Source organism: Corallococcus sp. EGB (genome assembly GCF_019968905.1).
GTDB lineage: Bacteria > Myxococcota > Myxococcia > Myxococcales > Myxococcaceae > Corallococcus.
This window is the reverse complement of sequence record NZ_CP079946.1, coordinates 8,819,412-8,844,253: the sequence shown is the minus strand read 5'-3', so window position 1 is coordinate 8,844,253 and position 24,842 is coordinate 8,819,412. Positions and strand designations below refer to the sequence as shown.

Sequence of the window (24,842 nt, the reverse complement as noted above, 5' to 3'; positions counted from 1 at the left end):
AGGTTCGGCGGCGTTGTCGAAACGAGGGGGGCACCGTGGCGCTGGATTGGAAGACATTGCTGTGTGACACACGGATCCGTGAGGCGGAGGGTGGACGCGGTTCCTCTCCGCTGGAGGATGATGGCCGGTCCCAGTTCGACCGGGACTATGACCGGACCGTCTTCTCCACTCCCGTCCGGCGCCTGAAGGACAAGACCCAGGTCTTCCCACTGGAGCCAAACGACGCGGTCCGGACGCGCCTGACGCATTCCCTGGAGGTTTCGACGCTGGCGCGGGGCCTCGCGCGAGGCGCGGCCCGATGGATGCTGCGAGCGCATCACCTGGAATCCGTCCAGCAGGCCCTCGACATCGAAGCCATCGCGGCGACCTGTGGCCTCATCCACGACCTGGGCAATCCTCCGTTCGGTCATGCGGGCGAGGAGGCCATCAGCAGCTGGTTCAAGAAGAACTTCGGCGAGACGGGACAGGGGCTCTTCCCTGGGACGGAGGGGCGTGACGGCCAGCTCCGGAATGATTTCTTGCTGTTCGAGGGAAACGCCCAGACGCTACGCATCGTGTCGCGCCTTCAACTGCTCGCGGACTCCTACGGGCTGAATCTGACGGTGGGCACGCTGTCGGCCGCGATGAAGTACACGGCTGCTTCGGATGCGACCTCCGAGAGCGGGCCCGCCGACAAGAAGAAGCCCGGTTACTTCGCTTCGGAACGGGCCATCGTCGACAGGGTCCGGACCCTGACGGGCACCGGGTCCGCACGCAACCCCATCGCGTATCTGGTGGAAGCCTGTGATGACATGGTCTACGCGACCGTGGACATCGAGGCCGGGGTCAAGAAGGGCATCGTGAGCTGGCCGGAGGTCGAAGCCCTCCTGGAGAAGCACGATGACTCGGGCATGGCGAAGACCGTCCTCAAGAGCGTCCATGACTACATCGAGAAGGCGGACACACCGCTGGAGGGACGGGCTCGGGACGAGGCCCTCGCGCAGCACTTCCGGACGGTGGTCATCGGCGAGGCCAAGCGGGAAATCCTCGCGGCCTTCCACAAGCACTACGCCCGGCTCATGCAGGGCGAAGCGCTCGAGCAGGGCGACCTCATCAGCGCCAGTGGAGCCTCGCGCCTCATCGAGGTCTGCAAACGGTTCGGGCGAGAGCGCGTCTACAACGCTCCGGAGACGCTCCGCTTGGAGACCCTGGGCCGCCGTGTCATCCATGGCCTGATGGACATCTTCTGGGAGGGGGCTCGCGCATGCCCGGTCCCCATGGACCCCGTGAGCAAGGCCTGGAAGAAGTTCTGCAAGAGTCCTGAGGGCAAGGTCTACAACCTGCTGTCGAGGAACTACCGGACCGCGTTCGAAGCCGCCTGCAAGAACTCGAGCCTTCCTTCGCTGTACCATCGCTACCAGTTGGTGACCGACTACGTTTGTGGAATGACAGACACCTTCGCTTGCGACCTCCATGCGCAGCTCACCCACGGATAGCGCGGTCATCCACGATCCCGTGGGGGCGTTGCGCAGGCGTCTGAGCGACTTCGTCACCCGTGTGCCGCATCCCTGGCACGGTGCGATGCGGACGCTCCTGGACGTCTTCCGGGCGCATGACTGGGAGGTGTTTGTCTTCGGAGGCACGCTGCGGGACCTGCTGGCCGTGTCCGCGACGGCGGCGCCGCGAGACGTGGATCTGGTCGTGGCGGGTGCGACAGGAGAGGCGCTCCGGGCGGCCTTCGCCCGGCAACTGGTCCGGGTCAACCGATTCGGGGGGCTGCGCCTCCAGGTCCAGAAGCTCCCGGTCGACATCTGGACCCTGGAGTCCACGTGGGCCTTCCAGCAGAAGCTCGTCCCTGGAGGAGACTTCGCCCAACTGCCGAGGACGACCTTCCTCAACGTGGAGGCCGTCGCCGCGGAGATGGACACCCGGAAGGGGCGTGCGCGCCAGGTGTACGGAGACGCCTTCTTCCGCGCGGTGCGCGAGCAGGTGCTTGAAATCAACCTGGAGGAGAACCCCTACGCGGGCCTCTGTGTGGTCCGGTCCCTGCTCACGGCACGGAAGCTCCACTACGCGCTCGGGCCTCGGTTGGCGCGCTACCTTGCCCACCATGGCTCCCGCATTGATGGGGCGGAGCTGGAAGCCATTCAGCGCTCCCATTACGGCCGCGTGCATCTCGGCCGGGACCAGTTGATGCGGCTGATCCGAATCGTGAGTGGTAGGGCCACGGCCACGCGCCCGAGGCCCATCGAGCTGCCCCGGGCGCGTCAGCTTGAATGGACGTTGCCGCGTCCTCAGCAGCTCGACTGGTACTCCCGCGCTGGCTGAGGCTCATGCGATGACCGCACAGCCGCACGTCACGCGGCGCCGGGACGGCAGCTCACCTCCACGAGGATGCCGCCGGGCGCGCGGCAGTAGACGAGGGTGCCCCGGTTGTTGCGGATGACGTCGGACACCTCCAGGCCGTCAGCCTTCACGCGCTCCTGGAAGGCGAGCACGGGGGCTTCGGCGTCGTGGAGGAAGCCGACGTGGAAGTCCTCGGGGAAGACGTCGGTGTCGCGCTTGCGGCGCTGGAGGACGAGCACGAAGCCGTCCGCCCCGCCGAGGATGGCGATGGCGGGCGAGTCATGGTTCTTCGCGTGCGACGTGAAGCCGCAGTAGCGCATGAAGAAGCGGGCGGTGGCCTGGACGTCGGGGACCTGCAGATCAAGGTGGTTCAGCTTCATGGTGGACCTCGCGAAGGCACACGAGTGCCTTCGAAGGGCCGTGGGTCCTGAATCCCGAAGGAGACGGACAAGTGCTTCCACCCTGGAAGTGACCGGGGCTCACCGAACCGGTCCGCCGTTTTCCGACCGGGGCGCAGACTAATGCAATGGCAGACGGAATGCCAGACTACGACACGTACCGCTCCGCCAGCTCCGACACCTGCCCCGTCGCCTGGGCCACCGCCGTCGCCGCCTCCTGCGTCGTGCCCAGCTGCCGCAGCGTCGCGGCCATCAGCTCGTCCATCTCGCTCACCGCGCTGAACAGCTGATCCACGCCCGCGTGCTGCTGCGCCACGGCCTCGGCGATCTGCCGCACCGCTGACGCGGACTCGTGCGTCAGCTTGATGAGCTCCCGCAGCCGCTCGCCGCTCTTGCGCAGCGGCACCAGCGCCGCCTCCACGCCCTGCGCGCTCTTGTCCGCGGTGATGACCGCCTCACCCGTCGCGGCCTCCATGCCCTCCAGCAGCCCGCGCACCTGCCCTGTCGCCTTGATGGACTGGTCCGCCAGCTCCCGCATCTGCCGGGCCACCACCGCGAAGCCCCGGCCCTGCTCGCCCGCGCGGCTCGCCTCGATGGCCGCGTTGATGGCCAGCATGTGCGACTGGTCCGCCAGCGACTTCACCACCTCCGACACCCGGCCCACCTCGCGGGCCCGCGTGCCCAGGTCCGCCACCTGCTGATTCAACCCGTGCGTCAGGCCCCGGATGTCGTCGAGCCCCTGCTCCGTGCCCGCCAGCGACTCCTCGCCCAGCCTGCCCATCGCCGCGGTGCGCTCCGCCACCTGCAGGACGCTCCCCGCGCGGCTGGCCGCCAGCTTGGACATCTGCTGGATCTCCTGCGCCGTCGTGCGCGCCTGGTGGATGGCCGACGCCTGCCGCGACAGCGTGCGGTTCTGCTGGTCGCTCGCCTCCGTCAGCCGCGTGCCCGCCTTCGCCAGGTGCCCCGCGGACGAGCGCAACGACCGGGGCAGCTCCTGCAACTGCTCGTAGAGCAACCACGTGCGCGCGGACAAGTCCCCCAGCTCATCCGTGGACACCCACTGCGGCGGCGACGCGCGGCCCTCCACCAGCGCGTCCAGCGACGCCCCCACCGCCTTCGCCCCCTGCGCCAGCCGGCGCGCCGCCCACGCCGCCGTGAAGATGGCCCCCAGCGCCGCGAACCCACCCAGGAACGCCACCGGCAACGTCAGGTCGCGCTGCAGCGGGTGGATGCGCGAGCGCACCCGCGCCGCGCCCCGGTACTCGCCCGACAGCTCCAGGTCATCCGCCAGCGCCGACAGGTTCTTCTCCAGCCGCAGCTGCAACGTGGCGATGCTCGTGATGCACGTAATCAGCAGCGCGGACACCACGATGGCCGGCAGGAACCAGCTCTGCCGCGGCAGGAACAGCCCCTCGCCGACAGGGCGCTCGTGCGGCGCCCGGCGGAACGCCTCCAGCGTCACCGCCGCCAGCGCCTTCTCGTAGAGCATGTACATGATGGGCGCGCTGAAGAGGCCCGCGCTCATCGCCACCGCCACGCCCACCAGGATGACGCGCGGCGGCCGGTCCAGCGCCAGGCCAATGGCGCCGTTGAAGAAGATGCCGCCCAGGAACCAGCCCGCCTGCGCCTCCACGAACGTGAGCACGCCCGGCAGCCGCAACAGCCGCCCCAGCCGCTCCGCCGGACTCGCCTCCGCCTCCACCGCGTGCCGCAAGAGCGCCCCCACCGCCCCAATGGGCACCACCAGCGCCAGCCCGCCAATCACGATGGGCGTGACGACGCCCAGCACGAACCCCGCCATGCTCGCGTCCACGTCCAACAGCTGCATGTCGACGTAGATGGCCGGCGCCACCGCCACCGTGACGACCAGCGTGCGCAGCAACAGCAGCTTGAAGAGCAGCGCCTGGGTCGAGGTGGAGGAGGGCTGTATCATCGGGTGACGGATCCGGGAGGACCGCTCAAGCCTGAGCGGGAAGCGCGGGTGCGTCAATGCAACGTCCACGTCTTGTCGCGGGCCGTGGCATGGACTCTCGGGTCTCCGCGAAAAAGCAGGGACACGGCGGGTGGGGAGGGCAGGGCGCGTGTCGTTCTACCGCACGCCGCACCCTGTCCATCGCCTGACATTCCTGGCTGTCGCGGACGTGTCACGGCCCGGGGGCAGCCGTGCGGGCGAGCCACCGCCGACGCATGCCGCCGGCGGGTGACGTGAGCACGTTGTCCTCCACAACGATTCACACACCGACGTCAGGAGGACGCCATGGGCGAGTGGACTGACAAGGCCAAGGGCAAGGTGAAGGAAACCGTGGGGGTCGCGACCGGCGACCGCTCCCTGGAAGCCGAGGGCAAGGCGGACACCCTCAAGGGCAAGGTCAAGGGCGTGGTCGAGGACGTGAAGCACGCCATCAAGGACAAGCGCGACGAGCGCGAGGAAGCGCGCCGCGGCGACGCGGATCCGCAGTAGCGCCAGTCACCCCCGTTGAAACCGTTCGGGCCGCGGAAGCCAGTGCTTCTCGCGGCCCGAGCCGTCTTCACATCCCCGCGGGGTGCTCAACGCCGCATCTTCTCGCAGGGACACGCCACCTCGAGGAAGGTGGTGGACTTGCCGCTGAGCATCACCCAGAGGCAGCGCAACACACAGGCTGTACCGAACTCCCGGTAGATGAGTCCCAGGTTGGCAACCACCTCACGTCCGGTGATGACCCCTCGCATGTTCCCGCTCCCTTGCCTTCCTGCCGTCCGACCCGCCGCCCATGGCCCTTCGTGCGGAGCCGGGCAGAGGTCTTTGCAAAGGGCTGGCCGGACCTCTGAAAGCGCCCCCATCCGCGAGCGTCGTGCGCTCAACGCCCCAAGCCGTTGAAACAACGGCCCTGAGCGCCCGTCTGCCCTGGAGTCCTTGAACGAAGCGGTGGGGCGCCCTGAAAACGTTACAGAAACAGGACTCCTTCCAAAGACGGGACGGCCTGTTCGCCTGTTCCCGGTGAAGCGGCCCGCCGGGCTCCGCCGCTCGCGTGGCCCCCCGCCAGGCTGCGGACGTGGCATCCCCACCCAACACGCCCGCAAGACAAGTGGCACATCCACCGACGGCGCTGAATGTATGTCCATGAGCGCCCGCGTGAGCCGCCGTGCCGCCACGCCGACGCCCATGGGGTGCGTCCAAGCGCGGAGCGGTGGAAGGGAGTCGAGATGAGGCCGAATGCGTCTTCCAGGAGGACCTTGCCGCTGCTGCCCGCCGGCCTCCTGCGTGCTCAGCGGGGGCTGCACCGGGTGGCGGTGGGGTTGGACTTCTCCCTGCAGTCCGAGTTCGCGCTGGCCCGCGCGCTGCGGCTCCCGCTCGCGCATGGGGCGGCCTTCAGCGTGCTGCACGTGAGCCGGTGGGATGGCCACAAGGGCTCGGACGGGATGGTGGGCAGCGAGCGATGCCTGCGCCGGTCGGTGTCATCCGTGGCGAAGCGGCTGCGGCAGCGGCCGGACGTGGACGTGCGCGAGGAGCTGCGCACCGGGGACGCGCCCCACGAGGCGGCGGAGCTGGCGAAGGACCAGGGCGTGGAGGTGCTGGTGGTGGGCCGGCCGCACCCGGGCCCCCCGGTGGTGCCGCTGCCGGAGGACTCCATGGTGATGCGGCTGGTGCGGGAGGTGGACGCGTCCGTGCTGGTGGTGATGCCGCACCCGGGCCGCGTCTATCACCGCCCCCTCGTCGCGGTGAACTTCTCGCGGGAGTCGCGCCGCGCGCTGGAGCTGACGATGCGCCTGTGTCCCGCGTCGACCCCCATCGAGGTGCTGCACGTGGTGGACGTGCGCGAGGAGGCGGCGGCCCTGCACCGGCGGGACGCGCCCCTGGCGCTGGAGCTGCGGCTGCGGCAGGAGCGTGAGGACGCGACGCGCAGGGCGCTCGGGCGCTTCCTCGCGCCCTACCGCGAGACGGGCCGCGCGCTGGAGATCCGCCTGCGCTTCGGGGACCCGCGCGAGTGCATCCTCGCGGAGGCCCGGGAGCGCGACTCGGACCTGCTCACGCTGGGCATGTCCTCCGCGAATCCGCCGTCCTCGTTGACCGAGTTCGTGGTGCGGCACTCGCCCTGCGACGTGCTCATCTCCCGGCACGTGGCCCCGCCCGGCGCCCTGCCGGACGGCGTGGTCGCCCCCACCTCCTGAAAGCAGGGAAGCCCAGCGCGGCGGGCGCCAGGGCGTTATGAGGGGCGGCACCTTGCCACCTCCCACGCCGTCGACACCGCCATCCCTCCGCGCCCGCCTGAAGAACGCGGGCGTCCTCTTCAAGCAACTGCCGGGCACCTTCCACCTCTTCTGGCGGGCGAGCCCCCGGGGCGCGGTGGTGCTGGGCGTGCTCACGCTGGTGGCGGCGGTGCTGCCGGCGGGCATCGCGTGGGTGGGCAAGCTCATCGTGGACACGGTGGTGGCCGCGGCGAAGGGCGACGCGGCGGCGCACTCGCGCGTGCTGGGCCTGGTGGCCACGGAGTTCGGGCTGATGGTGGCCTCCGCGGTGGTGGACCGGGGGCTCACGCTCACCAAGGACCTGCTGCGCGCGCACCTGGGAAACCTGCTCAATGAGCGCATCCTCCAGAAGGCGCTGGAGCTGGAGCTCAAGCACTTCGAGGACTCGGACACCTACGACAAGATGCAGAACGCGCGGCGCGAGGCGAACGCGCGCCCGCTGTCGCTGGTGATGCAGGCGTTCAGCATCGTGCGCAACGTCATCACCCTGTCCACCTACGCGGTGCTGCTCGTGGCGCTGTCGCCGTGGAGCGTGGTGGTGCTGCTCGCCGCGTCCATCCCCGCGTTCATCGCGGAGGCGCGCCTGGCGGCGGAGGGCTTCCGGCTGTACTCGTGGCGCGCGCCGGAGGGGCGCAAGCTCAACTACCTGGAGTGGATCCTCACGCGCGACAGCACCGTGAAGGAGGTGAAGCTCTTCGGGTTGGGGCCGCTGGTGATGGGGCGCTACCGCACGCTGTTCCAGAAGTTCTTCGCGGAGGACCGCGCGCTCGCGCGCAAGCGCATGGGCTGGGGCCTGGGGCTGGGCCTGGTGTCCCTGGCGGCCTTCTACGGCTGCTACCTCTTCGTCGCGAGCCGCGCGGCGTCCGCCACCATCTCCGTGGGCGACATGGTGCTGTACCTGTCCGTGTTCCGGCAGGGGCAGGCCGCGTTCCAGGGCATCCTCACCAGCGTGGGCTCCATGTACGAGGACGCGCTCTTCATGAGCAACCTCTTCGCCTACCTGGACATCCCCACCGCGGAGAACGCGCCGGGGCTGCTGCCCGCCGTCTCACCGCCGCGCGGCAGGAACAACGCCATCGAGCTGCGCGACGTGTCCTTCCGCTACGCGGGCAAGGACGCGTGGGCGCTGCGCAACGTGTCGCTCACGCTCAAGCCCGGCCAGAAGCTGGCGCTGGTGGGGGAGAACGGCGCGGGGAAGAGCACGCTGGTGAAGCTGCTGTTGCGCATGTACGAGCCCACGGAGGGCCAGATTCTCTACGGCGGCGTGGACACGGCGCGGATGGACGCGGACGACCTGCGCGGCCGCTTCGGGGCGGTGTTCCAGGACTTCGTGCGCTACCAGTTCAGCGTGGCGGAGAACATCGGCCTGGGACACGTGCCCGCGCTGGAGGACCGGCCGCGCATCGAACGGGCGGCGGAGCAGGGCGGCGCCAACACGGTCATCGCGGCGCTGCCGGGCCAGTACGACACGATGCTCGGCGGCTGGTTCGAGAAGGGCCAGGAGCTGTCCAGCGGCCAGTGGCAGAAGCTGGCGGTGTCGCGCGCCTTCATGCGCGACGACGCGGAGGTGCTCATCCTGGACGAGCCCACGGCCAGCATCGACGCGGAGGCCGAGCACGCCCTCTTCGAGCGCTTCCAGGCGCTGGCCGCGGACCGCATCGCCATCGTGATTTCGCACCGCTTCTCCACGGTGCGCATGGCGGATCAGATCGCCGTGCTCCACAACGGGACGGTGCAGGAGCTGGGCAGCCACGACGAGCTGATGGCGCTCGAGGGGCGGTACGCGCACCTGTTCCGGCTTCAGGCGCGCGGCTACCGGGACTGAACGGGGCCCGGGCCTCTTTCAGGCCTGGGCCTTGGCGCCGCCGGGCAGGTGGTCCCGGATGACGCCCAGGAAGTACGGCTTGCCGTAGTACTGGCTCATCTTCCCCAGGAGCTTCCCGTTGCGGAACAGCAGGAAGGTGGGGATGCCGAACAGGCCGAAGCGCGTGGCCAGCGCCTCGTGCTCGTAGGCGTTGACCTTGACGACGCGCATGGGGGCGCCGTCCAGCTCCTCGAGGAGCTCGGGTTCGGCGGCCGCGTAGATGTCGCAGTTGGGGCAGCCGGGACCCCAGAAGTCCACCACCACCAGCTCGTCGCGGGGTTCCATGACGAGCGAGTCGAAGGTCTCGGTCGTCGCCTCGATGCTTACGGGATGCGCCATGGCGTCCTTCCTAACGCCCGAGGGGCCAGGCTTCCATCGGGGCCGCCAGGCTCGGGGGCAGGCGGCCAGGAGGGATGGCGGGGGCGGCGTGTCAGGTTGTCCAGGTATGTCTACAGGCGTCGGGTAGACGAAACCCGACATGCACACTGCGCACGAGGGCCCAGGCGCCTTAAGGTGCGAGCCCTGGTGGCTGTCGATGTCGTGGAGGGGTCATGCACGAGTGGTTGGAGTCACTGCGCAAGTCGGCGAAGACGACCTCGGAGGGTGTGCAGGCGGAGGAGGTCCGCCGCGCGGAGACGGAGTGCGGCGTCCCGTTTCCCGAGGACCTGGCGGACCTGTATCAGGCGCTCAACGGCGGTGAGTTCCAGGGCGAGGTGCGGCTGTACCCGCTGCATGGCGGCGAGGGGGAGCCCAGCGTCCTGGAGAAGAGCCGCCTGATGGTGGTGGGCCTGCCCGCCGCGGGCGTGTGGCGCTTCGGGCTGAAGGGGACGCACCGGCACCTGTTCGTCGCGCGCAAGTCCGCCATGGAGGAGCAGGGGGACGGCGGCGGGCCGCTGCCCGGCTGGGTGGACGCGCTGGACGGGGAGGACTGGGTCTTCGGCACCTGGGACGGCGAGAAGAAGGACATGCGGATGTACCGCTCGCTCAAGGACATGCTGGAGGTGCTGATTCCGCCCGTCGAGGAGAAGGAGACCTTCGGGGAGCGCACCTTCGCGCGCGCCATGAACGCCGTGCTCCAGGGCGCGCTGTCCGGCGCCGCGGCGCGGGTGGGCGACGAGGGCGAGGAGGCCGACACGGATGCCGCCGACGCGGAGGCATTCGAGGCCGCCGAGGCCGCCGACGAGGACGGTTTCGACGACGAGGGCGAGGCCGAGGTGTCCGGCGAGGAGGAACTGGAGGAGGAACTCGCCGAGGACACCGGTGAGGCGGAGTCCGGAGCCGACGAGGACGTGCGCGACGAAGAGGCGCCCGAACAGGAGGAGCTGTTCGAGGAGGCCAAGCCGAAGCGCCCCGCCGCGAAGAAGGCCCGCCGCGAGCCGCCCATCACCGGGGCGCCGGCCGCCCCCGCCAAGAAGGGGGCCGCCGCGAAGAAGTCCGCGCCCGCGCGTGGGGCCGCGAAGAAGGGCGCCCCCGCGAAGAAGGCCACGGTCAAGGCCGCCGCGAAGAAGTCCCCCGTGAAGAAGGGGGCCACCGCGAAGAAGGGCGCTGCCCAGAAGCGCGGGGCCGCGAAGAAGGCCGCCGCGAAGAAGGCCACGGGCAAGGCCACCGCGAAGAAGGGCGCTGTCCAGAAGCGTGGCGCCGCCGCGAAGAAGGGCGCTGCCCGGAAGCGCGGGGCCGCGAAGAAGGCTCCGGCCCGCAGGTCCGCGGCGAAGAAGTCCTCGCGCCGCCGGTCCTGAGCCGGACCCGGTGGATGGGGGGCTCCTGACGGGCCCTCCACCTGACGAACAAAGGGCGCGTCCCACGCACGGGGGACGCGCCCTGTTCACATCCCCGGGTCGGACCCGGCTACCCCTCGGGCAGCAGGTCCGGCGACTGCGCGCGGGCCCCGGGCTCGTCGGGCTGCGCGCTCACCTCGCGCTCCTCTTCCTCCTCGTCCCCCCGGCCGAAGCGTTGGATCTGATCCGGCAGGATGTCCCGCGCATCCGCCTCCTCTTCCATGGGCGGCGACGCGGCCAGGTCCTGGTCCGAGATGTTGATTTCATCCTCGCCGGTGTCCGGGTTCCGGTGGCGCAGTGAGGTGGACTCGCCCACGTCCTCATCTCCGAGCTTGTTGAACCGCATGGGGTCTCCTCGACAGGGACGGTTGAGAAAAGCTTCCGTGTCCTCACGAAAATGGGACCCCGGGAAGGCGGCCGCAATGGAACGCAGCCCGCCTGCCTGCCGGGCCCGGCCCTCGTCAGCGGGGAGCCGTCGGCGGCCGGGCGTCAGGGCTGCCGGGCTTCACGTCCAGCAGCACCATCCCCAGCGCCAGCACCCGGGAGAGCGTCTCGCGCACCGTGTAGCGCCAGGGGGTCGGCCGTCCCTCGTCCGCCGCCACGCCCCACGCGTCGATGCCCACCGAGTTGGCGATGAAGAGCGCCCGCGACAGGTGGAAGCGCTGCGTGACGAGCACCGCCCGGTCCGCGCCGAACACCGAGTGCGCCCGCAGGCAGCTGTCGTACGTGGACAGCCCCGCCTCGTCTCCCAGCACCGCGTCCGCGGGCACCCCGCGCTCCAGCAGGTAGCGCCGCATGGCCCGCGTCTCGTTGTGGAAGGGCGCGGAGTTGTCCCCGCTCACCAGGAGCGACCGCACCTTGCCCTGCCGCCACAGCGCGATGGCCGCGTCCAGCCGCTGCGCCAGCACGGGAGACGGCACCGCGCCCGGCGCCAGCCCCGCCCCGAACACCAGGGCCACCGGGGCCTCTGGCGCGACCGCCAGCGGCACGATGCGGCCCTGGTAGCGCAGGCGCACGAAGTGGGACAGACCCAGCAGCACGGCCAGGGCCAGCCCGAGCAGCCCCAGGCCCCTGCGTACCCACACCCTGGTCGTGCCGCCAGCCTTCATGGACCCCGCAGAACGGTCGGAAGGGGCCATTCTCTTCCGGCGCCCCCCACTCGGAAAGCACCACCGGCGGCCCGTTGATGGGAACCGGTCACGCCCGCCCGGTCCCCGGACGGCGGTGGCGGCGGGCCCGGGGGCAGGGTGGGGGCCTCATCCGGGCACCCCGCCGTTGACCGGCCCCCGCCCCGCCTATATAGGGGGCCCGCCGTCCCTCATGGCCAGCCCGGGCTGTCACAGGGGCGCGCGCCGCACGTCGTTCCAGAGGAGTTTCCGGTCCATGGCGTCCCTTCGCGACATCCGCAAGCGCATCCGCTCGGTGAAGAACACGCGGCAGATCACCAAGGCCATGAAGATGGTCTCCGCCGCGAAGCTGCGGAAGGCGCAGGACGCCATCCTCGCCGCCCGCCCGTACGCGCAGACGCTGGAGCAGATCATCTCCGAGCTGGCCGCGCGCTCCGCCGACCAGGAGCTGGCGCACCCGCTGCTGGCCACCCGCCCCGTGCGCCGCGTGGAGCTGGTGCTCCTCACGTCCGACCGCGGCCTCGCCGGCGGCTTCAACTCCAACGTCATCCGCCGCGCCAACCGGTTCCTGTACGAGAACAACAACCTGGAGATCCGCATCTCCACGGTGGGCCGCAAGGGCAACGACTTCTTCCGCAACCGCGGCCAGGCCATCCGCAAGGACTTCGCCGGCCTCTACGCGACGCTCAACTACCGCTCGGCCGCCAACGTCGCGGAGGAGCTGGCCGCCTCGTTCCTCAACGACGAGGTCGACGCGGTCTACGTCGTCTACAACGAGTTCGTCTCCGCCATCAGCCAGAACGTGGTCGTCTCGCAGCTCCTGCCGCTGCAGCCCGCCGCGGTGAAGGCCGCCCCCTCCGAGGAGGCCTCCGTCACCACGCCCACGGCCCTGGTGGACTTCAAGTACGAGCCGTCCCGTCAGGCCGTGCTGGACCGGCTGGTGCCCCAGGCGGTGAACATCAAGCTGTACCGGGCGCTGCTGGAGAGCGTGGCCAGCGAGCAGGGCGCGCGCATGAGCGCCATGGAGAACGCCACCAACAACGCCACGGACATGATCTCCAGCTACACGCTGATCTACAACCGCACCCGCCAGGCGGTCATCACCAAGGAGCTCATGGAGATCGTCTCCGGCGCCGAGGCCCTCAAGTAGTCCGCCTCCCGCCCGGCCGCCTCCCGGCTCCTGGCTTCATGACGCAGGGCCCGTTGCTTCGCGCTCCCACGAGCGTCCGAGGCACGGGCCCTTCGTCGTTCCAGGCCCCCTCACCGGCCAGGCGCCAGGGGCGGGCGCCGCAAGGGACTGGCGCCCGGGACACGGCTCCGCTAAGCGGGACTTACGTGCGCGGACCCGGGAGGCTTGACCCTGCCGGGCACCCCCCGGTAAAGGGGGCCCGCCCACACCCCTCTTCGGGGTTCGATTTCCTGACGGGCGGCGGCGCCCCGGCCGCTCGCCACACGAGACAAGGCAGAGGAGTCCCATGAGCGCTCAAGTCCCGACGACTGGCAAGATCACGCAGGTTCTCGGCCCCGTGGTCGACGTGGAGTTCCCGCCCGGCGGGCTCCCGGAGGTGTACGTCGCCCTCAAGGTGACCAACCCCAACCTGAGCGCGGAGAAGGACAACCTCGTCATCGAGGTGGCGCAGCACCTGGGTGAGAACACCGTGCGCTGCATCGCCATGGACTCCACCGAGGGCCTGGGCCGCGGCATGCCGGTGTCCAACACGGGCGCCCCCATCCAGGTGCCGGTGGGCAAGGCCACCCTGGGCCGCATCATGAACGTCACCGGCGACCCGGTGGACGAGATGGGCCCCGTGAGCGCCACCGAGTACTGGCCCATCCACCGCGCCCCCCCGCCCTTCACGGAGCAGGACGTGCGCGTGCAGATGTTCGAGACCGGCATCAAGGTCATCGACCTGCTCGCCCCCTACACCCGCGGCGGCAAGATCGGCCTGTTCGGCGGCGCCGGCGTGGGCAAGACGGTGCTCCTGCAGGAGCTCATCCGCAACGTGGCCGTGGAGCGCGGCGGCTTCTCCGTGTTCGCCGGCGTCGGTGAGCGCACCCGCGAGGGCAACGACCTGTACCACGAGATGCAGGAGACCAAGGTCATCCAGACCGACAACCTGGAGAAGAGCCAGGCGGTCCTCGTGTACGGCCAGATGAACGAGCCGCCCGGCGCCCGCGCCCGCGTGGCCCTCTCCGCGCTGACCATGGCGGAGTACTTCCGCGACGTGGAGGGCCGTGACGTGCTCCTCTTCGTGGACAACATCTTCCGCTTCACCCAGGCCGGCTCGGAAGTGTCCGCCCTCCTGGGCCGCATCCCCAGCGCGGTGGGTTACCAGCCCACGCTCGCCACGGAGATGGGCGGCCTGCAGGAGCGCATCACCTCCACCACCAAGGGCTCCATCACCTCCGTGCAGGCCATCTACGTGCCCGCGGACGACCTGACGGACCCGGCGCCGGCCACCGCGTTCGCCCACCTGGACGCGACCACGGTGCTCAACCGCTCCATCGCGGAGCTCGCCATCTTCCCCGCCGTGGACCCGCTGGACTCCACCAGCCGCATCCTGTCCGCGGACGTGCTGGGCGCCGAGCACTACGCCGTGGCCCGCCGCGTCCAGGGCATCCTGCAGCGCTACAAGGAGCTCCAGGACATCATCGCCATCCTCGGCATGGACGAGCTGTCGGAAGAGGACAAGCTGTCCGTGGCGCGCGCCCGGAAGATCCAGCGCTTCCTGTCCCAGCCGTTCTTCGTGGCCAAGGTCTTCACCGGCAAGGACGGCCGCTACGTGAAGCTCCAGGACACCATCCGCGGCTTCAAGGAGATCGCGGACGGCAAGCACGACGACATCCCGGAGAGCGCCTTCTACATGACGGGCGGCATCGAAGAGGTGCTGGAGAACGCCCGCAAGATGGCGGCGAGCTAGTCGCCTCCCGGAGAGCGTCCCCATGCGCCTGACCGTCGCGCTCGCCCTGCTGCTCTGTGGTGCCGCGCCTTCCGCCCTGGCGGAGGAGCGCGGCAGCCGGGCACGGGTGAGCGGGAACGGCCTCTACAGCGTCCGCACCGTGGACGTGGGCGTGGGGAAATGCCGGCTGGAGATGCTCAAGGAGAGCGGGCCCCTCTGGTCGGCGGACGTGTGCGTGGGGACGGTGGATGACCTCTACTTCGCGTCCAACGACGGGGAGAAGGTCTGGGTGCTGTACCCGCTGGTGGAGAAGGGCAAGCCGCTCCCCAGCCAGGGCAGGAAGAAGGCGAAGGGCCAGGGCCTGGCGTGGGCGCGGGTGATGGTGGCGGCCCAGTTCGACCGCACCGGGCAGAAGCTCCAGGAGCGGCGGCTGACGGAGCTGATGACGACGAAGCAGCTGCCGGAGGTGCGGCAGCTGGCCCACCACCTCAAGTGGCTGGAGGGCACCCTGGGCATTCCGGGCAAGGGCCCCCGCCTGACGGACGCCGGGGTGTTGGAGTTCGAGCCGGTGGGCGCGCAGACCCAGCGGCTGACTTTCTGATGCGGTAGTGCGGTAGCACGAGGACCTTCATGGCCAAGCTGACTGTCGAGATCGTCACCCCCGAGAAGCGCATCCTGTCCGTGCAGGCCGACGAGGCCATCGTGCCGGGCGGCGAGGGCCTGTTCGGCGTGCGTCCCGGCCACACGCCGTTCCTGTCGCTGGTGGAGCCGGGCACGCTCACCCTCATGGAGGCGGGCCGTCAGGACCGCTACTTCGTGGCCGGTGGCTTCGTGGAGGTGAGCAACGACAAGGTGCTGGTGCTGGCGGACGCCGCCGAGCACGTCACCGGCATCGACGTGGCCAGCGCCCGCCGCCGCATGGAGGACGCCCAGGCGCGCCTCAAGGACCTGAACAGCGCGGACGCGCGCTACGCGATGGAGCAGGCCACGGTGCGCCGCGAGACCGCGCGCATCAGCGCCGCCGAGACGCGCTGACGTCCTGCTTCGCGCGTCCTCCCCGGCGCGCGCAGGCGGCATCCGGAAGGGTGGAGTCCCGAAGCTCCCGAGGCACGGGGGCCGGCGCTCCACCCTTTTCGCGTTCCAGGGCGCATGATGCGGCGCTGTCATGAGCACACCCGACTCGCCCGTCCTGGAGCTGTTCCACCGCATCGCGGATCCGCCGTCCGCCACCGCGCGCCGCTTCGTCACGGACCACGCGCTGGAGGACCGCGTGCGCTTCCGCAACCTCACCTACGAAGAAGTGGAGCGGGACTGGCGCGAGCGCGGCGGCCACACGTCCCCCGCGCTGTGGGACGGCGCGCGGCTGCACCAGGGCGCGGAGGCCGTGGTGGCGCGGCTGATGGCGGTGGTGAACCTGGGCCGCGACGGCGCGTGATCCGCGCGCGCACCTCGCGCATCGCGTGGACGAAGTGAAGTCGCGCGCGTCAAGGTGAACACCTGAGCCCGTGGGTCGCGCACGCGCACGGCGCCTTGCGCACCCACGCGCGGCCACCCATGCGTCCCTTTCGGTCCATGTGCAGCATTCGAAGTTGGACATGCTCGCGCGTTTCCACGGGCCCGCCTGCTTGCTGAAAAGCGGCAGGATGCGATAGCTACCGCGCCCCCGGTTGCGCCGTGGTGACGGCGGAGGAGGCGGACAGTGGCGACGCGCGTGGTGCAATCCAGCGGGACCTTTCTTGTCCAGCGCTTCACCGCACCCGCTTCGTGCACGTCAAGGCCCCATGATCGATCCGCCGTCGCGTCGCGCGCCCACGCAGCGTTCATCTCGGTGCTCGTCCTTGGCTGAGGCTCGGGTAATCTCCGCCCCTCCGATGCCGCTGACTCCCGCAGACCGCCAGGACCGTTTTCATGCGGCATTCCTGGGGCTCGCCATCGGGGATGCGCTCGGCTTTCCGCTGAGGGGCATCCCCCCGGCGAGCCTGGCGCGGCTGCCCGGGCTGGCGGAGGACTTCGCGCCCCGGCCGCGCGGCAAGTTCGCCAAGGGCCAGTTCAGCGACGACACGCAGCTGCTGCTCGCGGCCGCGGAGAGCGTCATCCGCGAGGGCAAGGTGGACGGCCGCAGCGCGGCGCTGCACCTGGCGTGGCTGTGGCAGGAGGGCATCATCCTCCAGCCGCCGCGCAGCCTCTCCGAGGCGCTGCAGCGGCTGGCGGGCGGCACGCCGTGGATGAGCGCGGGCGCGCCCCTGGGCACGAAGTGCCCGTCGGTGCTCAGCCGCGCGCTGGTGGTGGGGCTCTTCGAAAGCGGCCAGCGTGCGCGCCTGCCGCACGACGCGGGCGTGCTCACCGTCATCACGCACAAGGACCCCGTCTGCGCCGCGGCCGCGGCCGCGTTCGCGCAGGCGGTGGCGCTGGGCATGGAGGAGGAGGCCCTCACGCCCGCGGCCTTCTGCGAGGCCCTGGCGCTGTCCGCCGCCGTGCACGACAAGAACCTGGCGGAGGAGATCCGCCACCTGCCGCGGCTGCTCACCTGGGACACCCAGCGCGCGCTCAACCAGCTGCGCAAGGTGGGCGTGCCCCCCAGCGAGCTGAAGGGCGTGGACGGCCTGCCGTGCCACGTGGTGCCGGTGCTGCTCACGTCGCTGTACGCGACGCTGAAGGTGCCGCACGACTTCCGCGAGGCCGTGGTCCTCACGCTGCGCTGCGGCGGCGAGGCGGACGTGACGGCCGCGCTCACCGGGGCCCTCCTGGGCGCGCACCTGGGCACCCGCGCCATCCCGGCCCGCCTGCGCAAGCAGGTGCTGTACGCGGAGAACCTGCTGGACACCGCGGACCGCCTCTTCCGGGCCCGCCAGGTGCGCGAGACCCTGGCCACGGCGATCGCGCATCAGCAGCGCCGCCGGTAGTTGACCGGGGGCCGGATGCCTCTCCTCACGGGGCGGGGGCACCAGGCAGGCAGCCGGACGGAAAAGGGGTGTGCGGCGGGACTTCTCCCACACATCCTTCCTGACCACCTTGAGGGACAGACCGGGGGCAGCCGGGACGGCCAGTCAGGCGTCCGAGGGCTGCGCTCTGGAAGTCATCCTGTCGGAGGCACGGTCGTGGACCTCGAATCGGAACGCCTGGAGCGGACGCAGCTGGAGACGCTCTCCACCGCGGAACTCATCCGGCACGCGCTGTCGGAAACCCGCCTGCTGGTGAAGGCGGAGGTGATGCACGCCAAGAAGGAGCTGAAGCAGGAGCTGCAGTCCGCCAAGCTGGCGGGCATCTTCGTGGGCGCGGGGGCCGTGCTCGCCCTCACGTCGCTGGCCGTGCTCTTCGTCGCGCTGGGCCTGGCGCTGCCGCTGGGGGCCGCCGTGGGCGTGCTCATCGTGGGGGTGGTGCTGCTGGCCGTGGCCGGCCTCCTGTTGTTCCTGGGCACGAAGCGGATTCCCAAGAAGCCGCTGGTCCACACCCAGGAGCGCTTGAAGACGGACTTTCAGATGACCCGGGAGACGCTGCAATGAGCCAGGCACCCGAGACGCAAGCCCACGAGGACCACGCCATCACCCGGCGCATGGGCGACCGCGAGCAGGTGGAGCAGACCGCGGACCGCATCCGCGACGAGCTGCTGCTCACCCTGGAGGAGCTGGACCGCCGGCGCGCCCGCGCCACGGACGTGCGCTACCACGTCAACCAGCACCGCGACCTGCTCGTCACCGTGGGCGCCGCCGCCCTGGTGGCGGTGGGCCTGGGCGTGGGCTACGCCATCTACCGCGCCCGCCACCACGACGAGCGCGTGCGCCGCCAGCGCCGCAAGGCCCTGGAGCGCGCCTGGGCCCACCCGGACCGCGTGGCCACCAGCATCGAGGACAAGCCGCTGGGCGCGGAGCTGGGCCGCAAGGTGGTGATGATTTTCGCCACGTCGCTCGCCACCGCCGTGGCCCGCAACTCCATCCAGTCCCTGGTGCCCTCCAGGGTGATGACCAAGGTGCCTGCGGACAAGGATAAGAAATCCTGAATGCGTAAAAATCGCGCATAAAGCAGACTGATGTCCATGACGGACCTGCTCTATGCGCGCGCGCAGATGGGACTGTCGCTCGCGTTCCACATCGTCTTCGCGGCGGCCGGCGTGGCGTTGCCTGTCTTGATGGTCTTGAGCGACCTGAAGTCCCGGCGGACGGGGGACGCGGACTACCGGAAGCTCAGTGAGAAGCTGGCGAAGGGCACCGCCATCCTGTTCGCGGTGGGGGCCGTGAGCGGGACGGTGCTCTCGTTCGAGCTGGGCCTGCTGTGGCCGGAGTTCATGGGTCGCTACGGGGAGGTGATTGGCCTGCCCTTCAGCCTGGAGGGCGTGGCCTTCTTCACCGAGGCCATCTTCCTGGGCATCTACCTGTACGGCCGCGAGCGCGTGTCGCCGGGCCTGCACCTGTTCAGCGGCGGGATGGTGGCGGTGAGCGGCGCGGCGAGCGCGTTCTTCGTCACGCTGGTGAACACGTTCATGAACAACCCGTCCGGCTTCACGCCCACGCCGGCGGGGCCCACGGACGTGCAGCCGCTGGTGGCCATGTTCAGCCCCGGCTGGCAGTACCAGACGGCGCACGTGCTGTTGTCCTGCTATCAGGCCAGCGCGTTCGCGATGGCGGGCATCCACGCCTTCATCCTGCTGCGGCACCCGGGCGCCGCGTTCCACCGGAAGGCGCTGTCCATCGCGCTGCCGCTCGCGTGCGTCACCGCGCTCGTGCAGCCCCTGGTGGGGGACCTGTCCGCGAAGCACGTGGCGCGCGCGCAGCCGGTGAAGCTGGCCGCGATGGAGGCGCACTTCCACACGGAGGCGGGCGCGCCGCTGAGGGTGGGCGGATGGCCGGACGCGGAGAAGGGCACGGTGCCGGGCGCCATCGACCTGCCGAAGGGGCTCTCCATCCTGGCGTTCGCGGATCCGGACGCGGTGGTGAAGGGGCTGAACGAGTTCCCCCGCGAGAACTGGCCGCCGGTGGCCAGGGTGCACGGGGCCTTCCAGGTGATGGTGGGCACGGGCAGCCTGATGGCGCTGCTCGCGCTGGTGACGCTGTGGCGCAGGTGGCGCGGACGCGAGTGGCCGCACGGCAAGGGGATGATGCGCGCGTGGCTCTGGGCGGGGCCGCTGGGGCTGGTGGCGCTGGAGGCGGGGTGGCTCGTCACGGAGTGGGGACGGCAGCCCTGGATCGTCCGGGACGTGATGCGCACGGGCGAGGCGGTGACGCCGGTGCCGCACCTGGCCGCGCCGTTCCTCACCTTCACGGGGGTGTACCTGTTCCTCGGGGTGACGGTGCTCTTCGTGCTCTGGCGGCAGGTGGCGGGCACGCTGCCCGGCTCCAAGACGCCCGGCGCGCCCGCGGGAGGCGAGGTGGCCCATGTCCCCTGAGACGGCGGTGCTGGGCTTCGCGGTGGCGGGCACGTTCGTGCTGTACGCGCTGCTGGGCGGAGCGGACTTCGGCGGCGGGGTGTGGGACCTGCTGGCGCGGGGGCCGCGCAAGGCGGAGCAGCGAGCGCTCATCGCCCACGCCATCGGGCCGGTGTGGGAGGTGAACCACGTCTGGCTCATCGTCGGGCTGGTGCTGCTCTTCAGCGGCTTCCCGCGCGCCTTCGCGGCGCTGAGCGTGGCGCTGCACGTGCCCCTGACGTTGCTGGTGCTGGGCATCGTGTTCCGCGGCACGGCGTTCACCTTCCGCGCCTACGACACGCGCGGCGACGCGGTGGAGCGCCGCTGGGGCGTGGTGTTCAGCGTCGCGAGCGTGGTGGCGCCGCTCCTGTTGGGCATGTGCGTGGGCGCGGTGGCCAGCGACGCCATCCGCATGCAGGGGCACGCGGTGGTGAGCGGCTTCTTCGCGTCGTGGCTGTCGCCCTTCGCGCTGTCCGTGGGCGCGCTGACGCTGGGGCTGTTCGCGTTCCTGGCGGCCGTGTACCTCACGCACGAGGCGCGCACGCCCGAGCTGGCGGAGGACTTCCGGCGCCGGGCGCTGGTGATGGGCGGGCTCTTGTTCCCGCTGGCCCTGGCCGCCCTGCTGCTGTCGCGCGAGGGGGCTCCCCGCGTGTGGACGGGGCTCTTGCAGACGCCGTTCGCGCTGGCGCTGCACGCGGGCACGGCGGTGGCGGCGGTGACGGCGTTCGCGCTCCTGTGGACGCGGCGCTTCCGGGCCGCCCGGGTGGCGGCGGCCACGCAGGGCGGGCTCATCGTGCTGGGGTGGGCCGTGTCGCAGGCGCCGTACCTCGTCTACCCGCACCTGACGCTCCAGGGCACGGCCGCGCCGCCGGAGGTCCAGCGGCTGCTGCTCGTGGCCCTGGCCGTGGGGCTGGTGACGGTGGTGCCGTCGCTGGTGCTGCTGTTCCGCGTCTTCGGGCCGCGCGGCCAGGCGCCCCAGGCTCCCCCCCAGGCTCCCCCCCAGGCTCCGGAGACGCCTACGACTTGAGCACGGGGAAGAGCGGCGGGTGCACGACGCGGGGCGGCTCGTCGCCCCGCGCCACCAGCACGCGGGCCCCTTCGAGCAGGTCCTCCGCGTCCAGCGCCTCCACCACGGTGCGCGCGGCCGAGTCCGGGTCCATCACGCGGCAGTGCACGCGCATGACGCCCGCCTCCGTCTCGCCGCCCTCCACCTCGCCGTTGCCCGTCCAGCCGAGCGCGTCCGTGAGCAGCTCCTCCACGGCGTTGCGCTGCTCGAAGTCGTGGCCGGTGCCCTTGCCCTGCACGGTGTACTCGACGAGGAGCACGGCCATGGCGTCCGGCTCGGGCTCGTCGTAGCCGGCGTCCACCAGGGCCCCGGCTTCCTGGGCGATGACCATGTCGGGGTCCTCGTCCGGGGGGACGGGGACGGTCTTCTGCTCGCCGCCATCACCGACGGCGCCCCAGTGCACCGTGACGACCCCCTCGTGCTCCCACGCCTCCCAGTAGCGCAAGGTGTCGCCGTCCTTCTTGTAGAGCTTCAGCAATGCGTTGGCCTCATGCGGGCGGACTCCATACCGCAACGGGCCCTAGTAGGCACGGCCCTGTCCGCCGTCCACGGGGAGGGTGGCGCCGGTCACCCACTTCGCCCGCTCGGAGCAGAGGAAGGCGACCACGTCCGCCACCTCCTCCGGCGTGCCGAAGCGGCCCCAGGGAATCTGCTCGCGCACCATCTTCGCCACCGCCTCCGGGTCGTGCTGCTGGCGTTTGTCCCAGCTGCCGCCGGGGAAGAAGATGGAGCCCGGGGCCACGGAGTTGACGCGGACGCGGTGGGACGCCAGGTCCACGGCCATCTCCTTGGTGAGCGCGACGAGGCCCGCCTTGGCGGCGCTGTAGGGCGCGCTGGTGGCGTACTCGCGGCCGAAGATGGAGCTGATGTGCACGATGCTGCCGCCGCGCTGGCGCATCACCGGCACCGCGCGCTGGCTGCACCACACGGCGGACATCAGGTTGCGCTGGAGGACGTCGTTCCACTGCTGGGTGCTGGCCGCGTCGAAGGCGCCCGCGCCGCCGCTGCCGCCCACGTTGTTCACCAGGATGTCCAGCGAGCCGAAGGCGCGCACCGCGGAGTCCACCGCCAGGTACGCGCCCTCCTGCGTGGCCACGTCCGCGACCACCGTGGCCACCTGGGCGCCCTCGGAGCGCAGCTCCTTCGCGATGGCCTCCAGCGGCTCCAGGTGGCGCGCGCACACGCACACCCGGGCGCCCTCGCGCGACAGCACCGTGGCGATGGCCCTCCCGATGCCCCGGCTGCTGCCGGTGACGAGCGCTGTCTTCCCCGTGATTCCGAGTTCCATGCCGTCCGTTCTACCGCCCGCCCGGGCCGGGTGGGGGAGGGGATTCGCCGGGGCGTTCAAAGGCGTTCGAAGACGTCCAGGCGCCAGGCGCCCTCCATCACGCCGCGCAGGTGGCGCAGGTGCGTGGGGGCGAGCTGGCGGAAGGCGTCGTGGACCGCGTGACCGTCCAGGCACATGTCGCGCGTCTGGCCGGTCCAGTGCACGAGCACCAGGTGCCCGCCGGGCTCCAGGTGTTCCAGGATGCGCTGCTGCGCGAGCGCCATCTCGCGGAGGTTCCAGTAGGCGGCGCGTCCGGCCACCAGGGTGAGGTCGAAGGTCTGCGCGGGGTAGCGCACCAGGATGTCCGTCTGCTCGAAGCGGATGTGCGACAGGTGGCGGCAGCGGTGGATGGCGCGGGCCTGGGCGGACCCGGAGGACTCCAGGGAGAGCAGGGCGTCACAGCGCGACTGGAGCTTCTCCGTGAGCAGCCCGATGTTGCCGCCAATCTCCAGGCCGGAGCGGTAGCGCGCGTGGGGGAGCGAGGCCAGCGTGACGTCGTCGCGGCTGCGCACGCAGCCCAGCGTGTCGGGGCCCCACGGATCCTCGGCCTCCCGGGAGGCAAGGGGCGGGGGCCGCAGGAGGGCGGAGGCTGGTTTCATCGCGAGGGGCTCCTGAGGAGATGGACTCTCAGGATGGGAACCGTCCGCGCCCCCCACATCCCGTGCGCCCGGGGCCAGGAGGTGTCGACCCAGGGGCAGTCGGAGCGTCTGGCGTTGGTCAGCGCAGGGTCAGCCGGCCTGGAAGCGGGCCTCCGCCGGACGCGCGCCGCCCGAGCGCTTCACGCCGTGGTCGCTGTTCGCGGACAGGTGCTCCAGCAGCTTGAACACCGTCTCCACTTCATCCGCCGCGCCGATGTCCTGCGCCAGCTGCTCCGCCGAGCGCGCCTCCGCCTTCGCCGCCTTCAGCTTCGCCAGCAGCTTGCCCTGCAGCTCCAGCACGCGCCCCGCGGCCTTCTTGCCCGCCTCCACGCCCGGCTGGTGATAGGCGTTGATGTTCACCAGGCTCGCGTAGAAGCCCACCGCCCGCTCGTACAGGGCGATCAGCGCCCCCAGCGTGCGCGCGCTCACGTCCGGCACGGTGAGCGTCATCGACTCGCGGCCCTTCTCGAACAGCGCCCGGCGCGTGCCCAACAGGAACCCCAGCAGGTAGTCGCCGCTGGTGTTCTCACCCTCCACCGCCAGGGACCTGCCGTCGCGGTCCTTCAGCACCTCCACGAAGGTGACGAAGAAGTTGTTCACGCCCTCGCGCAGCTGCTGCACGTAGGCGTGCTGATCCGTGGAGCCCTTGTTGCCATAGACGGCGATGCCCTGGTTCACGACCTTGCCGTCCAGCGACAGCTCCTTGCCCAGCGACTCCATCACCAGCTGCTGGAGGTACTTGGACATCAGCATCAGCCGGTCCTTGTACGGCAGGATGACCATGTCCTTCTGGCCCCTGCCGCCGCCCGCGTGGAACCACATCAGCGCGAGCAGCGCCGCCGGGTTCGCCGCCACGTCATGCCCGCGCGTCGCCGCGTCCATGTCCTTCGCGCCCGCGAGGAAGCCGTCCACGTCCAGCCCCTGCAGGTACGCCGGCACCAGCCCCACCGCCGACATCACCGACGTGCGCCCGCCAACCCAGTCCCACATGGGGAAGGTGCGCAGCCACTGGTGGCCCCTGGCGTAGGCGTCCAGCTCGCTGCCGTCGCCCGTCACCGCCACCGCGTGCGCGCCGAAGTCCAGGCCGCGCTGCTTGTAGGCGGCCTCCGCCTCCAGCATGCCGTTGCGCGTCTCCTTGGTGCCGCCGGACTTGCTGATGACCACGGTGAGCGTCTCCGCCAGCCGCTCGCCCAGGCCGTTGAGCACGCGGTCCATCCCGTCCGGGTCCGTGTTGTCCAGGAAGTGCACCTGCATGGCGTCCCGGCCGCTGCCCAGCGCGTCCGCCACCAGCTGCGGACCCAGCGCGGAGCCGCCGATGCCGACGATCAGCACCTGCGTGAACTTCCGCGCCTTCGCGGGCTTCACCTTGCCCGCGTGCACGTCCCTCGCGAACGCGGCCACCTGGGCCTGCATGTCCGTGATGGCCTTCTTCAGCTCCGCGTCCGGCGCCAGCTCCGGGGCGCGCAGCCAGTAGTGGCCCACGCGGCGCTTCTCATCCGGATTGGCGATGGCGCCCTTCTCCAGCGCGTCCATGGCCTGGAAGGCCGCGTCCATGCGCGAGCGCATCCCGTCCAGGAAGTCCGCGCCGAAGTTCATGCGGGAGATGTCCAGCGTGAGCCCCACGGAAGGGACGACGCACAGGTGCCGCTGGTACCGCTCCCACAACTCGCGCTCCGTCATGACCCGACTCCCTTGCAAGGGGCGCCGACCTCATGCGCGGCGCCCGCCAGAACCGTCGCGGCGCACCGTAGCAAGGCCCGCATGGCGGGGACGCAACGATGTCGCGCGCCGCGTTGC

Annotated in this window: 26 protein-coding genes; 16 read left to right on the top strand and 10 right to left on the bottom strand. The window is 70.9% G+C overall.

Features of this window, described 5'->3' with window-relative positions; genetic code table 11:
- Positions 1–35 precede the first annotated feature (35 nt).
- Positions 36–1,475, top strand: a complete 1,440-nt coding sequence (gene dgt / locus KYK13_RS36120) for a dGTP triphosphohydrolase (RefSeq protein WP_223639331.1) — start codon at positions 36–38, stop codon at positions 1,473–1,475.
- 85 nt (positions 1,476–1,560) lie between these two features.
- Positions 1,561–2,307 (top strand): hypothetical protein, encoded by a 747-nt coding sequence (locus KYK13_RS36115; RefSeq protein ID WP_223639328.1) that lies wholly within the window; start codon positions 1,561–1,563, stop codon positions 2,305–2,307.
- A 29-nt stretch (positions 2,308–2,336) separates the two neighbouring features.
- Here KYK13_RS36115 and KYK13_RS36110 read toward each other — a convergent pair whose 3' ends face one another.
- Together KYK13_RS36110 and KYK13_RS36105 are read right to left on the bottom strand one after the other, a co-directional pair.
- The gene (locus KYK13_RS36110) at positions 2,337–2,705 is read right to left on the bottom strand and encodes a VOC family protein (RefSeq protein WP_223639325.1); all 369 of its coding nucleotides are present in this window, start codon (positions 2,703–2,705) and stop codon (positions 2,337–2,339) included.
- Positions 2,706–2,871: 166 nt separating this feature from the next.
- Positions 2,872–4,656 carry a methyl-accepting chemotaxis protein gene (locus KYK13_RS36105; protein ID WP_223639322.1) on the bottom strand — a complete coding sequence of 595 codons (1,785 nt, stop codon included), beginning with the start codon at positions 4,654–4,656 and terminating at the stop codon, positions 2,872–2,874.
- Between the two features lie 324 nt (positions 4,657–4,980).
- Between KYK13_RS36105 and KYK13_RS36100 the strand changes: the two genes are divergently transcribed.
- Positions 4,981–5,184 (top strand): CsbD family protein, encoded by a 204-nt coding sequence (locus KYK13_RS36100; RefSeq protein ID WP_223639319.1) that lies wholly within the window; start codon positions 4,981–4,983, stop codon positions 5,182–5,184.
- A gap of 86 nt (positions 5,185–5,270) precedes the next feature.
- On the opposite strand, the gene KYK13_RS36095 is transcribed toward KYK13_RS36100, so the two are convergent.
- A complete protein-coding gene (locus tag KYK13_RS36095; RefSeq protein WP_223639316.1) occupies positions 5,271–5,432 on the bottom strand; it encodes a hypothetical protein in 162 nt (53 codons plus the stop codon).
- A 504-nt stretch (positions 5,433–5,936) separates the two neighbouring features.
- On the opposite strand from KYK13_RS36095, the gene KYK13_RS36090 reads away from it, so the two are divergent.
- Positions 5,937–6,872: a universal stress protein gene (locus KYK13_RS36090; RefSeq protein WP_223639313.1), complete on the top strand. Its 936-nt coding sequence runs from the start codon at positions 5,937–5,939 to the stop codon at positions 6,870–6,872.
- A 37-nt stretch (positions 6,873–6,909) separates the two neighbouring features.
- Positions 6,910–8,775, top strand: coding sequence for an ABC transporter ATP-binding protein (locus KYK13_RS36085; protein WP_223639310.1), 1,866 nt, complete (start codon positions 6,910–6,912; stop codon positions 8,773–8,775).
- Positions 8,776–8,793: 18 nt separating this feature from the next.
- Here the strand turns inward: KYK13_RS36085 and KYK13_RS36080 are convergent, their stop codons facing one another.
- Positions 8,794–9,153: a co-chaperone YbbN gene (locus tag KYK13_RS36080; RefSeq protein WP_223639308.1), complete on the bottom strand. Its 360-nt coding sequence runs from the start codon at positions 9,151–9,153 to the stop codon at positions 8,794–8,796.
- A gap of 212 nt (positions 9,154–9,365) precedes the next feature.
- Between KYK13_RS36080 and KYK13_RS36075 the strand changes: the two genes are divergently transcribed.
- Positions 9,366–10,550, top strand: coding sequence for an SMI1/KNR4 family protein (locus KYK13_RS36075; protein ID WP_223639305.1), 1,185 nt, complete (start codon positions 9,366–9,368; stop codon positions 10,548–10,550).
- Between the two features lie 109 nt (positions 10,551–10,659).
- Here KYK13_RS36075 and KYK13_RS36070 read toward each other — a convergent pair whose 3' ends face one another.
- Positions 10,660–10,935 (bottom strand): hypothetical protein, encoded by a 276-nt coding sequence (locus KYK13_RS36070; protein WP_223639302.1) that lies wholly within the window; start codon positions 10,933–10,935, stop codon positions 10,660–10,662.
- A gap of 115 nt (positions 10,936–11,050) precedes the next feature.
- Entirely contained in the window at positions 11,051–11,698 is a 648-nt protein-coding gene (locus KYK13_RS36065) for a vancomycin high temperature exclusion protein (RefSeq protein ID WP_223639299.1), read from the bottom strand.
- Between the two features lie 274 nt (positions 11,699–11,972).
- Between KYK13_RS36065 and atpG the strand changes: the two genes are divergently transcribed.
- From atpG to KYK13_RS36015, 10 genes are all read left to right on the top strand, one after another.
- Positions 11,973–12,866: an ATP synthase F1 subunit gamma gene (gene atpG, locus KYK13_RS36060; protein ID WP_223639296.1), complete on the top strand. Its 894-nt coding sequence runs from the start codon at positions 11,973–11,975 to the stop codon at positions 12,864–12,866.
- 325 nt (positions 12,867–13,191) lie between these two features.
- Positions 13,192–14,637, top strand: coding sequence for a F0F1 ATP synthase subunit beta (gene atpD / locus KYK13_RS36055; protein WP_223639293.1), 1,446 nt, complete (start codon positions 13,192–13,194; stop codon positions 14,635–14,637).
- A gap of 22 nt (positions 14,638–14,659) precedes the next feature.
- A complete protein-coding gene (locus tag KYK13_RS36050) occupies positions 14,660–15,217 on the top strand; it encodes a hypothetical protein (RefSeq protein ID WP_223639290.1) in 558 nt (185 codons plus the stop codon).
- Between the two features lie 29 nt (positions 15,218–15,246).
- Positions 15,247–15,651 carry a F0F1 ATP synthase subunit epsilon gene (locus KYK13_RS36045; protein ID WP_223639287.1) on the top strand — a complete coding sequence of 135 codons (405 nt, stop codon included), beginning with the start codon at positions 15,247–15,249 and terminating at the stop codon, positions 15,649–15,651.
- A 130-nt stretch (positions 15,652–15,781) separates the two neighbouring features.
- Positions 15,782–16,051, top strand: coding sequence for a hypothetical protein (locus KYK13_RS36040; protein ID WP_223639284.1), 270 nt, complete (start codon positions 15,782–15,784; stop codon positions 16,049–16,051).
- 436 nt (positions 16,052–16,487) lie between these two features.
- The gene (locus KYK13_RS36035; RefSeq protein WP_223639281.1) at positions 16,488–17,519 is read left to right on the top strand and encodes an ADP-ribosylglycohydrolase family protein; all 1,032 of its coding nucleotides are present in this window, start codon (positions 16,488–16,490) and stop codon (positions 17,517–17,519) included.
- A gap of 195 nt (positions 17,520–17,714) precedes the next feature.
- Positions 17,715–18,119 (top strand): phage holin family protein, encoded by a 405-nt coding sequence (locus KYK13_RS36030; RefSeq protein WP_223639278.1) that lies wholly within the window; start codon positions 17,715–17,717, stop codon positions 18,117–18,119.
- Positions 18,116–18,613: a hypothetical protein gene (locus KYK13_RS36025; protein WP_223639276.1), complete on the top strand. Its 498-nt coding sequence runs from the start codon at positions 18,116–18,118 to the stop codon at positions 18,611–18,613. Before KYK13_RS36030 ends, KYK13_RS36025 begins: the two co-directional genes overlap by 4 nt.
- A gap of 36 nt (positions 18,614–18,649) precedes the next feature.
- Positions 18,650–19,996 (top strand): cytochrome ubiquinol oxidase subunit I, encoded by a 1,347-nt coding sequence (locus tag KYK13_RS36020; RefSeq protein ID WP_304504124.1) that lies wholly within the window; start codon positions 18,650–18,652, stop codon positions 19,994–19,996.
- On the top strand, positions 19,986–21,041 hold the full coding sequence (locus KYK13_RS36015) for a cytochrome d ubiquinol oxidase subunit II (protein WP_223639271.1): 1,056 nt from the start codon (positions 19,986–19,988) through the stop codon (positions 21,039–21,041). Before KYK13_RS36020 ends, KYK13_RS36015 begins: the two co-directional genes overlap by 11 nt.
- On the opposite strand, the gene KYK13_RS36010 is transcribed toward KYK13_RS36015, so the two are convergent.
- The 4 genes from KYK13_RS36010 to KYK13_RS35995 all read right to left on the bottom strand — a co-directional run bounded on the left by KYK13_RS36010 (position 21,031) and on the right by KYK13_RS35995 (position 24,725).
- Entirely contained in the window at positions 21,031–21,558 is a 528-nt protein-coding gene (locus KYK13_RS36010; protein ID WP_223639269.1) for a hypothetical protein, read from the bottom strand. The genes KYK13_RS36015 and KYK13_RS36010 overlap by 11 nt on opposite strands.
- A 42-nt stretch (positions 21,559–21,600) precedes the next feature.
- The gene (locus KYK13_RS36005; RefSeq protein ID WP_223639267.1) at positions 21,601–22,368 is read right to left on the bottom strand and encodes an SDR family NAD(P)-dependent oxidoreductase; all 768 of its coding nucleotides are present in this window, start codon (positions 22,366–22,368) and stop codon (positions 21,601–21,603) included.
- 56 nt (positions 22,369–22,424) lie between these two features.
- Positions 22,425–23,006, bottom strand: coding sequence for a nodulation S family protein (locus KYK13_RS36000; protein ID WP_223639265.1), 582 nt, complete (start codon positions 23,004–23,006; stop codon positions 22,425–22,427).
- A 129-nt stretch (positions 23,007–23,135) separates the two neighbouring features.
- Positions 23,136–24,725, bottom strand: a complete 1,590-nt coding sequence (locus tag KYK13_RS35995) for a glucose-6-phosphate isomerase (RefSeq protein WP_223639263.1) — start codon at positions 24,723–24,725, stop codon at positions 23,136–23,138.
- Positions 24,726–24,842: the final 117 nt, after the last annotated feature.

Coding starts and splice junctions, on each gene's coding strand:
- KYK13_RS36095 (WP_223639316.1), bottom strand. CDS start 5,432: ATGCGAGGGGTCATCACCGGACGTGAGGTGGTTGCCAACCTGGGACTC.
- atpD (WP_223639293.1), top strand. CDS start 13,192: ATGAGCGCTCAAGTCCCGACGACTGGCAAGATCACGCAGGTTCTCGGC.
- KYK13_RS36050 (WP_223639290.1), top strand. CDS start 14,660: ATGCGCCTGACCGTCGCGCTCGCCCTGCTGCTCTGTGGTGCCGCGCCT.
- KYK13_RS36115 (WP_223639328.1), top strand. CDS start 1,561: ATGCGGACGCTCCTGGACGTCTTCCGGGCGCATGACTGGGAGGTGTTT.
- KYK13_RS36080 (WP_223639308.1), bottom strand. CDS start 9,153: ATGGCGCATCCCGTAAGCATCGAGGCGACGACCGAGACCTTCGACTCG.
- KYK13_RS36020 (WP_304504124.1), top strand. CDS start 18,650: ATGACGGACCTGCTCTATGCGCGCGCGCAGATGGGACTGTCGCTCGCG.
- KYK13_RS36035 (WP_223639281.1), top strand. CDS start 16,488: ATGCCGCTGACTCCCGCAGACCGCCAGGACCGTTTTCATGCGGCATTC.
- KYK13_RS36070 (WP_223639302.1), bottom strand. CDS start 10,935: ATGCGGTTCAACAAGCTCGGAGATGAGGACGTGGGCGAGTCCACCTCA.
- KYK13_RS36000 (WP_223639265.1), bottom strand. CDS start 23,006: ATGAAACCAGCCTCCGCCCTCCTGCGGCCCCCGCCCCTTGCCTCCCGG.
- atpG (WP_223639296.1), top strand. CDS start 11,973: ATGGCGTCCCTTCGCGACATCCGCAAGCGCATCCGCTCGGTGAAGAAC.
- KYK13_RS36040 (WP_223639284.1), top strand. CDS start 15,782: ATGAGCACACCCGACTCGCCCGTCCTGGAGCTGTTCCACCGCATCGCG.
- KYK13_RS36045 (WP_223639287.1), top strand. CDS start 15,247: ATGGCCAAGCTGACTGTCGAGATCGTCACCCCCGAGAAGCGCATCCTG.
- KYK13_RS36065 (WP_223639299.1), bottom strand. CDS start 11,698: ATGAAGGCTGGCGGCACGACCAGGGTGTGGGTACGCAGGGGCCTGGGG.
- KYK13_RS36025 (WP_223639276.1), top strand. CDS start 18,116: ATGAGCCAGGCACCCGAGACGCAAGCCCACGAGGACCACGCCATCACC.
- KYK13_RS36105 (WP_223639322.1), bottom strand. CDS start 4,656: ATGATACAGCCCTCCTCCACCTCGACCCAGGCGCTGCTCTTCAAGCTG.
- KYK13_RS36015 (WP_223639271.1), top strand. CDS start 19,986: ATGTCCCCTGAGACGGCGGTGCTGGGCTTCGCGGTGGCGGGCACGTTC.
- KYK13_RS36075 (WP_223639305.1), top strand. CDS start 9,366: ATGCACGAGTGGTTGGAGTCACTGCGCAAGTCGGCGAAGACGACCTCG.
- KYK13_RS36110 (WP_223639325.1), bottom strand. CDS start 2,705: ATGAAGCTGAACCACCTTGATCTGCAGGTCCCCGACGTCCAGGCCACC.
- KYK13_RS36100 (WP_223639319.1), top strand. CDS start 4,981: ATGGGCGAGTGGACTGACAAGGCCAAGGGCAAGGTGAAGGAAACCGTG.
- KYK13_RS36085 (WP_223639310.1), top strand. CDS start 6,910: ATGAGGGGCGGCACCTTGCCACCTCCCACGCCGTCGACACCGCCATCC.
- KYK13_RS35995 (WP_223639263.1), bottom strand. CDS start 24,725: ATGACGGAGCGCGAGTTGTGGGAGCGGTACCAGCGGCACCTGTGCGTC.
- KYK13_RS36005 (WP_223639267.1), bottom strand. CDS start 22,368: ATGGAACTCGGAATCACGGGGAAGACAGCGCTCGTCACCGGCAGCAGC.